At 35.9% G+C, this 15,161-nt stretch carries 16 protein-coding genes; 6 read left to right on the top strand and 10 right to left on the bottom strand.

What is annotated here, in order from left to right; translation table 11 throughout:
* Positions 1-293: 293 nt before the first annotated feature.
* The 4 genes from ltaS to KYI10_02480 form a co-directional block, all read right to left on the bottom strand.
* Positions 294-2,231, bottom strand: a complete 1,938-nt coding sequence (ltaS, locus tag KYI10_02495; protein ID QYA33327.1) for a polyglycerol-phosphate lipoteichoic acid synthase LtaS — start codon at positions 2,229-2,231, stop codon at positions 294-296.
* Between the two features lie 201 nt (positions 2,232-2,432).
* Positions 2,433-3,377, bottom strand: a complete 945-nt coding sequence (locus tag KYI10_02490) for a hypothetical protein (protein ID QYA33326.1) — start codon at positions 3,375-3,377, stop codon at positions 2,433-2,435.
* Positions 3,378-3,747: 370 nt separating this feature from the next.
* Positions 3,748-5,427 (bottom strand): aminodeoxychorismate synthase component I, encoded by a 1,680-nt coding sequence (pabB, locus tag KYI10_02485; protein QYA33325.1) that lies wholly within the window; start codon positions 5,425-5,427, stop codon positions 3,748-3,750.
* The gene (locus KYI10_02480) at positions 5,411-5,992 is read right to left on the bottom strand and encodes an aminodeoxychorismate/anthranilate synthase component II (protein ID QYA33324.1); all 582 of its coding nucleotides are present in this window, start codon (positions 5,990-5,992) and stop codon (positions 5,411-5,413) included. The genes pabB and KYI10_02480 overlap by 17 nt, the downstream gene beginning before the upstream one ends.
* A gap of 171 nt (positions 5,993-6,163) precedes the next feature.
* Here KYI10_02480 and queC point away from each other — a divergent pair, with 171 nt between their 5' ends.
* The 5 genes from queC (at position 6,164) to KYI10_02455 (ending at position 9,033) form a co-directional block, all read left to right on the top strand.
* Positions 6,164-6,829: a 7-cyano-7-deazaguanine synthase QueC gene (queC, locus tag KYI10_02475; GenBank protein ID QYA33323.1), complete on the top strand. Its 666-nt coding sequence runs from the start codon at positions 6,164-6,166 to the stop codon at positions 6,827-6,829.
* Positions 6,829-7,242 (top strand): 6-carboxytetrahydropterin synthase QueD, encoded by a 414-nt coding sequence (queD, locus tag KYI10_02470; GenBank protein QYA33322.1) that lies wholly within the window; start codon positions 6,829-6,831, stop codon positions 7,240-7,242. The genes queC and queD overlap by 1 nt, the downstream gene beginning before the upstream one ends.
* Complete coding sequence (gene queE, locus KYI10_02465) at positions 7,239-7,952, top strand: 7-carboxy-7-deazaguanine synthase QueE (GenBank protein ID QYA33879.1); 714 nt, start codon at positions 7,239-7,241, stop codon at positions 7,950-7,952. The genes queD and queE overlap by 4 nt, the downstream gene beginning before the upstream one ends.
* A gap of 68 nt (positions 7,953-8,020) precedes the next feature.
* The gene (locus tag KYI10_02460) at positions 8,021-8,623 is read left to right on the top strand and encodes a hypothetical protein (GenBank protein QYA33321.1); all 603 of its coding nucleotides are present in this window, start codon (positions 8,021-8,023) and stop codon (positions 8,621-8,623) included.
* A gap of 152 nt (positions 8,624-8,775) precedes the next feature.
* A complete protein-coding gene (locus tag KYI10_02455) occupies positions 8,776-9,033 on the top strand; it encodes a GlsB/YeaQ/YmgE family stress response membrane protein (GenBank protein QYA33320.1) in 258 nt (85 codons plus the stop codon).
* A 43-nt stretch (positions 9,034-9,076) separates the two neighbouring features.
* On the opposite strand, the gene KYI10_02450 is transcribed toward KYI10_02455, so the two are convergent.
* The gene (locus KYI10_02450) at positions 9,077-9,802 is read right to left on the bottom strand and encodes a YwiC-like family protein (GenBank protein ID QYA33319.1); all 726 of its coding nucleotides are present in this window, start codon (positions 9,800-9,802) and stop codon (positions 9,077-9,079) included.
* 129 nt (positions 9,803-9,931) lie between these two features.
* Positions 9,932-10,768 carry an aldo/keto reductase gene (locus KYI10_02445; GenBank protein ID QYA33318.2) on the bottom strand — a complete coding sequence of 279 codons (837 nt, stop codon included), beginning with the start codon at positions 10,766-10,768 and terminating at the stop codon, positions 9,932-9,934.
* A gap of 122 nt (positions 10,769-10,890) precedes the next feature.
* Here KYI10_02445 and KYI10_02440 point away from each other — a divergent pair, with 122 nt between their 5' ends.
* Positions 10,891-11,676 (top strand): TIGR00266 family protein, encoded by a 786-nt coding sequence (locus KYI10_02440; GenBank protein ID QYA33317.1) that lies wholly within the window; start codon positions 10,891-10,893, stop codon positions 11,674-11,676.
* A gap of 65 nt (positions 11,677-11,741) precedes the next feature.
* On the opposite strand, the gene KYI10_02435 is transcribed toward KYI10_02440, so the two are convergent.
* From KYI10_02435 to KYI10_02420, 4 genes are all read right to left on the bottom strand, one after another.
* The gene (locus KYI10_02435) at positions 11,742-12,452 is read right to left on the bottom strand and encodes a pseudouridine synthase (GenBank protein QYA33316.1); all 711 of its coding nucleotides are present in this window, start codon (positions 12,450-12,452) and stop codon (positions 11,742-11,744) included.
* Between the two features lie 52 nt (positions 12,453-12,504).
* Positions 12,505-12,804 carry a DUF3817 domain-containing protein gene (locus KYI10_02430; protein ID QYA33315.1) on the bottom strand — a complete coding sequence of 100 codons (300 nt, stop codon included), beginning with the start codon at positions 12,802-12,804 and terminating at the stop codon, positions 12,505-12,507.
* Position 12,805: 1 nt separating this feature from the next.
* Positions 12,806-14,143 (bottom strand): hemolysin family protein, encoded by a 1,338-nt coding sequence (locus KYI10_02425; protein QYA33314.1) that lies wholly within the window; start codon positions 14,141-14,143, stop codon positions 12,806-12,808.
* A gap of 227 nt (positions 14,144-14,370) precedes the next feature.
* Positions 14,371-15,153, bottom strand: a complete 783-nt coding sequence (locus KYI10_02420) for an alpha/beta hydrolase (GenBank protein QYA33313.1) — start codon at positions 15,151-15,153, stop codon at positions 14,371-14,373.
* Positions 15,154-15,161 lie beyond the last annotated feature (8 nt).

Genomic DNA, 15,161 nt, shown 5'->3' with positions numbered 1-15,161 from the left:
TTTTGTCGCCAGGGTCAGCATTTTTTTCACCGTCAATAATCATTTATACATCGCTGAATTTAATAAAAAATGCGATTCTTGGCCCTCAGCAAAATAAAAACGGTGCCAAGAAAATGTTCTTTGTTTTCTGCGTCGTTTGAATTTTGTCGCCAGGGTCAGCATTTTTTTCACCGTCAATAATCATTTATTCATCGCTGAATTTAATAAAAAATGCGATTCTTGGCCCTCAGCAAAATAAAAGCCGGTCAATATAGAAAACAATTTAAGTTTTCTATATTGACCGGATTTCTTTATTATTGAGATACGTCACCATTATCATAATGGTATTTTGAAGCGTTAATTTTCTCAAACTCTGGATTGTTATAGAATCTTAACAAGTCACCATTGATAAGCGCATCAGACATTTCTAATTCTTTTTCAGCTTGTCTTTTTATTGTTTCTGCTGCAGCCTCTTGCTTTTTATCTGTTAGAGGCTGGTTTGTTTTGTTACTATAAAAGATACCATTAATCGATTTATATTCTGATGTTATGAAATCACCATTTCTAAAAGTTACAGTGTCCTTGTGCTGTTTAGAGAATAAATCCGTCCCAAACATCACATATGGTTTAGCGTCAATTCCAAGTAAATGTAATAACGTCGGTGCTACGTCTATCTGAGCTGCATACGTATGATCTACCTTACCTTCAACACCTGGCACTTTAAGGAATAGACCTGTACGCTGTAGGTCCATAAATTTTGTTGGCGTAATTTCTTCGCCTAATAATTTTGCCATCGCTTTATTATGGTTTTCAGATATACCATAATGATCACCGTAAATTAATATTACAGAATCATCATAGAGTCCTTCCTTTTTCAAATCTTCTATAAACTGCTGAACTGCTTCATCTAGATATCTTGCAGTTTGTACATACCCGTCGACAGTAGGGTTACCTGTTTCAGGTGAATCTATTGTTGCTTCAGCTTTATCAATCGTAAATGGATAGTGATTTGTTAATGTGATCAGATGAGAGTAAAACGGTTGTTTCTCATTCTTTAAATATGGGATTGACTCTTTAAAGAACTCTTTGTCTTTCAATCCTAAGTTCTCTAAGTTTTTCTCGCTCATATCATAATACGTCGCATCATAGAATTTATCGATACCGAAGTGTTTATACACCTGATCTCTGTTCCAGAATGTTTTATAATCTCCATGCATAACAGAAGTTGAATATCCTTGTTGCTGATTCATAATCGCAGGTAACGACTGATACGTATTATCACCTTTCAATGAATAAGCTGAACCTTGCTGCAAGCCATAAATTGAGTTATCCATCGTTAATTCTGAATCGCTTGTCTTACCTTGGCCAGTCTGATGGAAGAAATTATCATAATAAATAAAATCTTTATTTCCTGAAGCAAGTGAATTTAAGAATGGTGTTACTTCCTCGCCGTTCACTTTATAGTTGATCAAGAATGTCTGGAAGCTTTCAAGATGAATCTTAATTACATTCTTCTCTTTAGCAATACCGAATGTAGCACCATTTGGTGCAGCATATTTCGTTTTTGTATATGACTGTACTTGCGCTAAGTCATCCGAACTCGCATGTGCTTTTTGCTGGCTATTCTGAATCGTCTGGATACCGTCATATACGGTAAAGTTATACGGCCCAAGATATTTGACTAAATATTTATGGTCAAACGTTCTTGTTAATAATTCGGGACGATCCGTTTCAGCAAAGGCCAGGTTCAGGAAAAATAAAGATACTGAAACACCCATTACAACCGGGATATACTTTTTCTTGAATGAACGTGTAGAAAAGTACTGCTTTTTCATCAATAATAAATATAAGAATACAAAAATATCCAGGAAATATATAAAGTCATACCATTTAAATGAACTCCACAACGCACCTGACATTGATTCTACGTTGCTCACCTGGTTTAATGTACTAAAAGTAATAAAATCTGAGAAAAATCTGAAGTAAACGACATTAGAATAAAGAAGGAATGTTAACAGAAACCCTCCAATATAAATAAACCAATAAGCTTTTCTACCTTTAAAGAATAAAAACACACTTAAAATTAGTGCCACCAAACTATAGGGGTTCATCAGTAATATTAAGTTCTGGATTAATCCTTTAACGCCTAATGATAAATCAATATAATAGGCAAAATATGTCTTTATCGAAACTGTGATAACAGTTAACAGGAAAAACATAAAAACTGTAATCCTTTTATCTTTCATCTTCATACCTCCATTTATTCAGACTATCTATATACTTCAGACAATATTTTTATTTAATGATGTTTATAATACTTACAATTAATTATTCTTTGTAACAGTCTTGTAATATTTATCGTACAATATATTAATTTATACTTATTCGCAACAATTTTCAAGTATTATTACTTAAAAATGATAACAAATGTGTAATTTGTTTCTTTAGAGCATTTATTTACTTAACTCAATATTGTGCTGGAAAGCAATTTGATGCATAACCGTTTTAATCCAGTTTTCATAACTTTCTTTTTGACGCACCATCTCTTCTTGATCCACCCATTTAAATAACAGCTTCGAACCGGGTTTCTTCTGGGAAAGCTTAGCGAGATGATAATCTGCGATATAAGCGAACTGAACATAATCATCATCTTGGGTAATGTGCTTCAAAGATATCGCGATGTCATGCTGATGCGTAATTTGTAGTGTACCGCAGCGCTCAACAGAAACGTTATTATTTGAAATCAACTTCACTTTCTGCCCTTCCAGTATAAACCCCGTTCTATCAAAGTGCTGCGTCACTGTATAAGTGTCTTGTGTCAGCTGTTTTCTTGATAAAGTATCGAGTGCTGCTGTACTGATAATATGAAATACATCTGAATAATAAAGTCGCGCGAGCGAATAGGCATCGATTCCCCAAGTAGCGCACTTCTGATGTTCTAGGTTATCAAACATTTTTTTGTGGAGTTCGTTATAATCACGTTCAAGCTCGATTCGTGTTCCCGCCTTTAAGACAATGTTGCCGCTCAGATTGTTTACAAAGTGCATCCCACCTGCAACAGCCATATATACACGCGTCCCTTTTTTGGGCTGGCGAAACTTCAGCACGTCACCTTTTTCCATTAAATGCACTTTAAAAGGTGCAATCTCACGCTCGTCTGTATAGGCATAGAATTCTGCGCCGGTTAACGCAATCAGCGTACGTTCTTCAAAACGTATCACTGGTGCAGTGAAGGTCATCTCTAACGTTTCTCTCGTTATATCATTACCAAGTAATGCATTACCTAATATATGCGCCAGACTATCACAGGGTCCAGACAGTGAAGTTGCTGCATATGCGACATCATTGATCTGCTGCAGACTCGTAAATACGCCCGTCGTTTCGAATACAATTGACATTTGATTGCTCCTTTATAATTATTATAAATTCATTTACATAACCATACATCAGCCCAAAGACCTAAAAAAACTACCGATAACTATGATCGGTAGAATAAATTTGAAAAATCAATCAATATATTCTGAAAGCAAAACGTTATTACCGCAACAACTAATAATGCGCCGAACATTGTTATATAAAGATAAATATAAGCTTGTTTTATATTTTGAGCTTTGAACTCGTCGATAATTACCCTGTTCATTATGTAGACGCCAAGCGATAAACCTGTCAGTAACATCAGTATGATGATTATATTTAAAAACATTGCATCACCTAATCTCTCAATAATTTATACTATATTGTAACTTAAATTTTTTATTTGCGCATCAATTACAAAATGATTTTCACTTCAGACCACTCTCTTAAACTATTGATCATATAAACAGTGAGTCGTCCAGATGCGTACATTTCTATAAATTCTTCAATCGTGATATCCTGTTCTGAAACCTTGCCCTCATCTAGTAGCTGCTGTTTCATGCAACCTTCAAGAATATACTGCTGCGCACTCGGTGTATAATAGTTATCATTAATTTTATAGACTAAATTTCCTATATTAAATTCTAAGAGATACCTATCATAATATAGTGCAAGCTCCTGCTCTGGCTGTGTATAGTGGGTACGGACGGAAGTCTTATGCTGATAGAAGCGTTCTTCACCTTGCACAGATGGGAGGAGCTCCGCAGTAAATACTTTCTTATCTGGTAACGGTTCTGTCGTAGCATTTAAATTTCCATTTACACTAAGTGCAACTCTATACCTTCCATTCTTTGGCTTATTATCACGAATAAATGCTTTTACATTGTCTAAATCTACATTAATATTAAATGCTATAATGCCATGCCATAATCGTTCCAGATGGTACTTTTCTCTTTGGATAATACTATCAGTAACGCGCATCGTCTCAATTAATTCGAAGCGTGGCTGCACGACTTGTGTCTTTGCGATAATTTCTTCATATTCCGCTTGTGGATGTGAGTCAATTGTAATCCCACCGCCTGCGCTATATACCGCTTCATTATGGTGCAAGGAGATTGTACGAATCGGAATATTAAATATCATATAATCATCCGGCTTAATAAAACCAATCGTGCCACAATAAATTCCTCTTGGTGACTCCAGTTCATTAATGATTTTCATCGTCGAAATTTTAGGTGCACCAGTAATTGAGCCACATGGGAAAAGCGCACGCATAATTTCATACAATGAATGGTTGTTATTCGTTGCCGTAATTGTTGAAGTCATTTGGAATACTGTTTGATATCGTTCCACTTCAAACAGTTGATCGACCTTCACACTGCCCTTTTTCGCGATACGACTTAAATCATTACGCAATAAATCGACGATCATCACATTCTCTGCTTTATCTTTACTTGAGTTTTTGAGCCGTTCGTAGTTTTTAGCATCTTCAGCTTCGTTACTGCCACGCTCAAGCGTACCTTTCATCGGTTTCGTTAACAGCTGATTATTCAGTACATCATATTGGAAGAAGAGTTCCGGTGAAATGCTGATGATGTAATCGTCCCCATCTTCTACATAAGCCGTATAGTTGCCGTTTTGTGCACTCAAGTATTGATAGAGTGCGTATGGATCTTCTGTTAATGTCGCTTTAAGTCGTGTCGTATAATTAACTTGATACGTGACACCTTGTCGAATATATTCCTGGATAGATTCTACAGCTTTCATGATTTCTTCAGCAGATTGTTCAAAAGTAAACTGTGTTTTTAATGGTTCTGCATTTACATATTCAAATGCATCATAATCTTCAAAGTAATAAAACAATGCAAGAGGCCCATCTATATGATGAACTTTCATAAGTGGATTAAACAGTTTCGCCGCTTCATATTTAATCGCAGTGACAACATATAGTCCACTCTCTTCTGCTTCTGTTAAAGCATTTAGCATACCGTCTTCTGTATACACTCTATCTACTTTTACAGGATTCGTAAAGGTATATTGAACAGGCATCGTCGTACCATCGCGATAGAGCTGAAAGTTAATGACCGCGCGCATGAAATTCACGTCCTAACGATAAGAAATTGTTGAGCATCATATAGCCGGAAGTTGTGAGTACAGATTCTGGATGAAACTGAATACCGTAAATCGGCCATGATTCATGTGCTACACTCATCACAATATTATCCGTTATACCGGTAACGATTAATGGCCTTTGAATCTTGTCCATCGTTCCTAAAGAGTGATACCTTGCAACTTGTGCCGGCGCTTCTACACCTTGATATAAGTCTGTACCGTCATGTTCTACATGGCCGATATGCCCGTGTACTGGTGACAGCTTCTTAATTTCATGATTAAAGTGCTGCACGATCACCTGAAAACCAAGACATATGCCAAGAATCGGAATACGGTCTCCGAATGTATCGATAACTTTATGTGCGATAATTGCTTCTGCCGGATGTCCCGGACCTGGTGATAGAATAATAAATTCCGGCGATAATCGATCTATATGTTCAATGGTCACAACTTTAGAACGTACGACGTGAACAGTTTCATCCATTGCCTCTAAATAATGAACGATATTATATGTAAACGAATCATCGTGATCTATCATTAAAATCATAAACTTCACTCATTTCTAAAAACGTTTTCTTGAAGTAACAGATATTATTATACACGCTTTTCTGTTATAATGAGTAGCGAATTCAATATAAGAGGTTCCTAGCGCACACCCTCTATAAAAAACTAGAACGACACCGCTAGGATTGGTGTCTTTTTTAATGGAGTGAATATAATGAAACAACTGAATTCTAACAAAGCACTGGTCGTCTTTAGTGGCGGTCAGGACAGCACAACGTGCATGTTCTACGCGATGCATCATTATGACGAGGTAGAACTTGTAACCTTTAACTACGGACAACGTCATGCTCTTGAAATCGATATCGCAAAACAAATTGCAGAAGAACAGAATTTAAAACATCATGTCCTTGATATGTCTTTACTGTCACAGTTATCACCGAATGCATTGACGCACCACGACTTAACAATCGAAGAGGATGATATCCCAAATACCTTCGTTCCTGCGCGTAACTTGCTGTTTATGAGCTTTGCAGCGGCACTTGCGTATCAGATTAATGCGAAGCATATCATTACCGGCGTATGCGAAACTGACTTCTCAGGGTACCCTGACTGCCGTGATAACTTTATTAAGTCGTTGAATGTCACGATTAACTTATCGATGGATCTAAACTTTGAAATTCATACACCATTAATGTGGCTTGATAAGAAAGAAACTTGGGCGCTTGCAGATACGTTAGGACAACTGGACTATGTTCGTAACAAAACATTAACATGCTATAACGGAATCCCTGCAGACGGCTGCGGGGAGTGCCCAAGCTGTAAACTGAGAAATAAAGGTCTTGACCAATACTTGCAAGAAAAAGAAAATGGTGATTTATAATGATGCAGCAACTATATCCTCAAGTGAATCATAATTATGCATTTGAACTGAACAAAGATATTAACTTCTCTGCCGCACACTTTATTCCGAATGAGAAGGCAGGTGTATGCAGCCGTGTTCACGGACACACATACTTTGCGAATGTAACAATTGGTGGTAATGAACTAGATGAAATGGGCTTTCTCGTTAATTTCAGAGATATAAAATCTATTATCAATGATACGTTTGACCATCGTTTAATGAATGATTTAGAAGCATTTCAAGGCACACCACCATCAACAGAAAGCGTTGCGAAGCTCATATTCGAAAAAATTGAAGCACATTTAGATACACTTTCACATGGACCAAAAGTGCTGCAAGTCTATTTACGTGAAACACCAACAAGCTACGTATTATATAGAGGTAAACGATAATGAAGATACCTGTACTAGAAATATTCGGTCCAACGATTCAAGGTGAAGGTGCAGTTATCGGGCGCAAGACGATGTTTGTCAGAACAGCAGGCTGTGACTTCAGCTGCGCTTGGTGTGACTCGAAGTTTACATGGGATGGTACGATGAAAGATGAAATTGAAATGTTATTACCCGAAACAATCTATGAACGTCTTCAGTCTATTGCACCTAATCAGTTTAATCATGTCACGATATCGGGTGGTAATCCTGCGCTGATAAAAAATTTAGCTGGATTTGTATCGTTATTACACGATAAAGGTATTGAAGTGGCGCTCGAAACACAAGGTACGAAATTCCAGAGCTGGATGACTGAAATCGATCAGTTGACGATTAGCCCGAAACCGCCAAGTTCAACGATGACACACGATTTAGACCAGCTGGACGCTGTGATTCGTGAGCTGGATTCAGATAAAGTAACATTAAAAGTGGTTATCTTTAATGATGAAGATTATCATTTCAGCAAAATGATCCATAAACGCTACCCACATATTAAAATGTATTTACAGGTTGGTAATCCCTATCTTGATGATACTGTAGAAGACCATACTTCAAGACTACTTTCACATTATGAAACATTAATCGATAAAGTAATGCCGGACAGTGAAATGAATGATGTGTATATAACGCCACAACTGCACACATTGCTCTGGAGTAACAAAAAAGGTGTATAATAATCATTGTGTTTCATTTTATGTAAACGTTATAATTGAAACACGATTGAAATTTAAGGAGACACTTTATGAGTTACTTGCTGATAGGAAATTTATTAATGACGCTCTTCGTATTTCTGTTCTTTAACTTTAAAGAACAGAACATGACATATATTCATTTGAATATATCTACGATGATCGTAGTGTTAACGAACTATCCATTACTTGGACATGCAAACTTTATTTCTAAAACATTCGTGCTTTTTATCGGTTCGATAAGTATCATGCATCTATACTTACGCTATTATCATTCCGATAACTATAACATCTATATTCACTATAAATGGCTGCACTTATTATTAGCTTTACTCTTTAATATATCAATACCATTTATTATTATACATAGTGACGAATCTGTTTATTTATCAAGTCCATATTTGAGCGTTTCATTTTTTATCATCGGTCTTATTATGTATCAGCTATCAGAAGTAAACGGTACAGTGAAGTGGTTTCAGTTTGAATATTTAAATATATACAAATATATTAATCATCCGAAACGTATCGGAGAATATTTATTTGCAATCAGTTTTATACTACTAGTAATGTTTATTCCATATAATTACGTCTATTTCATTTTAGGAATACTATACATCATTTATATTAAAAAAAGCTTACTGTTTAACAATCTATAAGCTTTTTTATGATTATATTAAAATTAATTTTCATTAATTTTAATAAAAATGTTTATCTCCTTTTTTACGTGGTATTTATGAATCATAAGCGAAACGCTTATAAACGTTTTTATAATATTCGTTTAAATTGTTTAATATAGGAGGAAATTATTATGTTCGGATTTATTTTAATGTTAATTATGGGTGGTCTGATTGGTTGGATCGCTGGTATGATTATGGGTACTGATATTCCTGGTGGAAAAATCGGTAACATCATCGCTGGTCTTTTAGGTGCATCAGTTGGTGGCAAATTATTAGGTACATGGGGTCCTGAAATGTGGGGCGTGTACGTTTTACCAGCATTAGTAGGTACAATTCTATTAATTGCAATCGTATCAATCGTATTACAATTAATGCACAAACGTCGTTAATATACGGCAAACAGTAAGAGCAGCGAATTCGCTGCTCTTATTTTTATGTGATGATATTAAAAAATAAACCGATAAATATTGTAATATACACCGCATTCGCAATTTCCAGCACCCCTATTTTAATCGGTTTAAGCTGCTTTCCGTATAATATTACTGCACGAATCAAACTCGGTAAAAATGCGATGAGTAACAGTGGATGAATAAAGTAGCCTACGATAACAAGTGAAACATGGTATACCCATGACATATTACGATAATGGATATTCTTCTTCTCACGAATCATCGTCTTCACGTAGAATACTGTTCCAATGAAGTACGCTACACTTAATCCGAATACATAAATCATCGGCCATTCAAATTGATGAGATTGAATATAGTATGTCAGCACGCCTGCAATCGAGAAAATCATAACTGCTGAGAAATCATTAACAATATGGCGTTCGTTACGTGCTTTTGCAAAGAAATAATTGATAATACCAAACGGTAGCATTGCTAAGAAAAACATCATAACTTTATATTCATAAATGATTATCGGTATATAACAAATTGCAGCGATGAATAAAAACAATAATGCGCACTTTAAGTATCCGATTTGCTTCTTTCTCTGCTTCACATAAAACAGAAAATGATCTGCAAAGAAAAATGTCATAAACCATCCTGCAAAAAAGAGCAGCTGAAATATATTAAACTTTGTTGCAAACATTCCGAACAATACAGGCATAATAATCATTGCCCATGCGCCATGCTGATTTGGTTTTTTAAATTTCATACGCTCACCTCAAACTTATTGTACAACAAACATACATTTAATATATATGTTAAAAACCATTAATTGTGACGAACTCATGAAAAAGAGATGGTGCCATTGAACATCACCATCTCATCGTTTATTCAATATTTACTTCATATCCCCAATTTTAATCTTATCCGGATCTTTAAATTGACGTTCATTTCTATTTAAATTATTAATTGCTTCTATATCTTGTTCCATTAACTCAAAATGACAAACATCAATATTCTCTTTAATACGTTCTATGTTTGATGACTTAGGAATGACGATTCGGCCACTGTCGATATGCCATCTAATAATGACTTGTGCTACTGTTTTGTTATATTTTTCTGCGATACGCTTCAACGTTTCGTCTTCAAACAGTGCTCCGCCTCGCATTAATGGGCTCCACGCAGTAACTGCAATGCCTTTATCTTTACAGTACTGCTGCAGCGTATCTTGATTAAAAATCGGATGATACTCAATTTGGTTTACTGCAGGTACTACAGTTGTTTCTTGTAGTAACTTATTCAGATGATGTTCTTTGAAATTAGCGACCCCTAACGCTTTAATCTTCCCTTCGTGATACAGTTCTTCCATCGCTTTATAACTTTCAACGAATAATTCGTCTTCCGGACATGGCCAGTGAATCAAATAAAGATCTACATAATCCATATCTAATTTCTGAAGCGAATCATTGAATGCTTTCTTCGTTGATTCATAACCTTGATGATCATTCCACAGTTTCGTCGTAATAAACAGTTCTTCTCGTGGTATATTGCTTTCGTTCAATGCTTTACCGAGCGAGACTTCATTAAAATAGAAGTGCGCCGTATCGAACGCACGGTACCCTGCATCTAGTGCGGCATTAACGACCTCTGACATTTCTTCATCCGAAATTTTGTACACACCGAGTCCAATTTGTGGCATAGTTACACCATTGTTTAACTGAATATGGTTCATAATTATCATCTCCTTTATTAAATCATACACTAAACAAGCTTTCTTACAAAATGAATATCATTATATTTTTAGACGCTTCAAATATTTAGTATAATAATGATAATCTTAATAAATGGAGGAAAATAATGAACAATCACGAAATAGACTACAAAATTTATGGCGATGATATGCAATATGTTGAAATTGAGCTTGATCCAAATGAAACAGTGATATCTGAAGCGGGCAGTATGATGATGATCAACCCAAATATTCATATGGAAACAATCTTTGGTGATGGTTCAACAAGCGGTGGCAATGGATTTATGGATAAATTATTTGCAGCAGGCCGTCGTACATTAACAGGTGAAAGTTTGTTTATGACAACATTTACAAACCGTGGAACAGGTAAAGACCATGTCTATTTCGCAGCACCATATCCAGGTAAAATCATTCCGATTGATTTATCTCAATTGGGAGGAGAATTTATTTGTCAGAAAGATGCTTTTCTAGCAGCTGCTAAAGGCGTACAAATTGGAATTGCACTTCAGAAACGTTTAGGTGTTGGCTTCTTCGGTGGAGAAGGATTCATCATGCAACGTTTATCAGGTGATGGTATGGCGTTTATCCATGCAGGAGGTGCCATTATGAAACGTGATCTACAACCTGGAGAAACTTTGCTGGTAGATACAGGCTGTTTAGTAGGTATGACAAAAGATGTAGCGTACGATATCGAGACAGTACCGGGACTTAAAACAAAACTTTTTGGGGGCGAAGGTATATTTTTAGCGCGATTACGTGGCCCAGGAAGTGTTTATGTGCAATCACTGCCATTCTCAAGATTCGCAAGTCGAATCTTTGCTGCAGCTCCTGTTACTGGTAAACAAAAGGGAGAAAGCGGTATCGGTGGACTATTTGATATGTTCAGTGATTAATGCGTAGAAGCGCCAAAACGATACTTTTTAATCGTTTTGGCGCTTCTTTTCTGATTTACTTATATTTAACGTTTTGGCACATACTTCAACGTCGAAAAAAGTTCATCCTTTTCATTTTCAGTTAAATCTTTCCATTCTCCAAGTTTTAAGTCATCCACCAATATATTCATCACGCGAATTCGACGCAATTGCTTCACTTCATATCCTAATGCTTCTGTCATACGTCTGATTTGTCGATTCAATCCTTGCGTTAATATAATTTTGAATGTCTTCGCATTTAATCTCTCAACTTCTGCAGGTAATGTCACAGTATCCAATATTGCCACACCTTCTGACATCTGTTTCACGAAATCATCAGTTATGGGTTTATCAACAGTTACGATATATTCCTTTTCATGTCGACCTTCCTTACGTAATATTTCGTTTACGATATCACCATCATTCGTGAGCAAGATTAAGCCTTCTGAATCTTTATCTAATCTACCGATATGAAATATACGTTCACTATGCCCCACAAAATCAACGATATTCCCTTTAATATGGCGCTCAGTTGTCGATGTAATACCACGAGGTTTATTCAGTTTAATATATACGTATCCTTTATCTGTGTTCAATGTCACAACTTTGTTATCGACTTCAACACTATCACCTTCTGTCACCTTACTGCCAAGTTCAGCTTTAACGCCATTAATCTTTATGCGTCCTGCTTCGATCCACTTATCAGCTCCACGACGTGAGCAAATGCCCGCTTCTGATAAATACTTATTAATTCTCATACAACCAGCAACCTTTCAAAGTAAAAGCGTCTGAGGCATTGCCTCACACGCTTCAATAATATTTTGAACGAATATAATAATGATCATACACAAATGTGCCAAATGGTATGAATGCTACAATAAGACCGATGACCGGCCACTTCATGGGCCATTTCGTACGAATCGTTATTAATATTAATGTAATTACATACACTGTGAATAAAAACCCATGAATTGAACCTATTATTGTTACAACTTCAGGCTTTCCAGCTGAATATTTAAGGGGCATTGCAATACCTAATAATAACAAGAGTGAGCCCCCTTCTAGGAAACCAAAGAATCTAAACACACTCTTCAAAGTACTACTTTCCATATTACGCTTCCTCTTCTTCGTCTGGATTATTTCTTGAAGCATTGAAGTCTTTATGCAACGCAACAGTGATAATCTGATGGTTCTCAGATTCTAATACAACCCATTTGTCATACTTAGTATCAATGTAATCATCTTTCTCAATATCGGGATTTTGCGATTGAATCCATCCCCCTATCGTATCAATATCGTCTGAATCTTCAAACTCTATACCAAACTTCTCAGTAATATCATCTAATAATACACGACCATTAATCTGATATGTATCGTCTCCAGTCTTAATAATATCATTCACTTCATCATCATCAAATTCGTCACGAATCTCTCCGACGATCTCTTCCAATATATCTTCCATCGTAATAATCCCTGCTGTACCGCCATATTCATCAATAACAAGTGCAATATGCACACGTTCACGCTGCATCTTAATTAAAGCATCACTAATGCGTGTCACTTCATGAATTAACGGCAGATCATGAATATGATCCTTAATACGTACAGGATTACCCGAAGCATATTTCGTTAGAAATTCTTTTACATTAATAAATCCAATAATATGATCTTTGTCGCCATCTTCAGTAATTGGATAACGTGTAAATTGATGTTCGTTAATCACTTCTAACAACTCATCAATATTGAATGGTTGTGTTAATGATACCATCTGCGTTCTCGGTACCATAATATCCTTTGCTAATCGCTCGTCAAAACTAAAGATGTTCTGCATATACGCAAGCTCTGTATGGTTGATTTCTCCACCTTGATAACTCTGGGTCATAATAATCTTCAGCTCTTCTTCACTCATCGCCTGTTCATGATCTGCAGGCTGGACACCAAAGATACGTAAGATTAAACGGGCCGTACCGTTCATAGCAAAGATCAATGGTTTCATAATAATACCAAAGAAATAAAGGGGTCTAGCAAATGCTAAAGTCATCCTCTCGGCATATTGGATAGCTAGAGACTTCGGTGCAAGTTCTCCGATAACTACGTGAATAAATGTAACGATAAAGAAACTTAAGAATATCGTTATTGGCTTACTCAAATCAGTTGGGATATGGAATAAATGTAGAACAGGATGAATTAATGCTTCGAATGTTGATTCACCAATCCAACCAAGCCCTAAAGCTGTTACTGTAATACCAAGCTGACATGCTGATAAATAATAATCTAGATGATGCACCATATGTTGTACAATCTTTGCAGCAGAATTACCTTCTGATACAAGCTGATCAATTCTTGAAGTTCTTACCTTAACTAAACTAAATTCTGATCCTACGAATAATGCAGTGAGTGCGATTAATAATGCGAATAATAATAAATTTGATATGGTCTGTATGTCCAATTAATTCCCTAATACTAGGGATTCACCTCCGAAATATGTTTGGTGACTACGCAAGTCACATTTGATTTTTGTTACAATTATTTCTTGATTTAAACTTGCTTTTATACAATTTATGACCTTCCCAACAGTAGTCACCTCCTCGGTAGATTACTCAATATTTTATCACAAATTTGTGTACATTAATATTACAGTGTATTTAAATACACTGTAATATCTAAATTAAAGCTTTAAGCATTAGCGGAATGGATATTAATAAATGTCTTACTCAAATCATTAAAACGTTCTGGCTGATCGATATTACATACATGTCCAGAATCTTTAATCACTTCTAGGCTAAAGTTTCCATTTTCTTTCACTACCTTTTCAACTGGCGGGATAAACAAATAATCCTCTTCTCCCATAATAAACAATGTCGGTATGGTCTTCGTTGCGACTTGCAGATGACTTAGATAAGGATTGATCAGTTTCGTCAAACTAAACCATTTCACAAATTGCTTCTGACTCATCTTCTTTGCTTCGTTTATGAAAGCGAGACGTGATTCTTCATGAGCCTTCTTCGGCATAATAATCCATGCAAACAGTTTATATAGCAACATAAACGGAATAAGATTCTTTGTTAGTCGTCCAATCATCAGCAAGAATTTCGTACGAATATCAAGCGATATAATCGCACCTCCTAACACGAGTGATATCACTCGTTCAGGATATTTGTTCGCCACTGTTTGAGAAACGATTGTCCCCAAGCTCATTCCGATAATATGTGTCTTTTGGATACCAAGTTCATCCAGTACTTCGACAACTTCTGAGGCAAGTGTCTTAAATGAGTCCTCCTTCTTCCAGATTACTTCCGATGAACGTCCATGTCCGCGAAGATCTACGAGTAATATGTTAAAATCTTTTCTGAAGTATCGTATCTGTTTAAACCAAATCGTCGAGCTTCCCCCTGCACCATGAATAAATGTAATCCAAGGTGCGTCTTTATCTTTTATATATGTTTTATAATATAGCATCCATATCA

Origin of the sequence: Macrococcus sp. 19Msa1099 (genome assembly GCA_019357535.2) — a bacterium.
Taxonomy (GTDB): Bacteria; Bacillota; Bacilli; order Staphylococcales; family Staphylococcaceae; genus Macrococcoides; species Macrococcoides psychrotolerans.
Note: the sequence above shows the minus strand (reverse complement) of the source record. Positions and strands in the feature narration are given on the sequence as shown.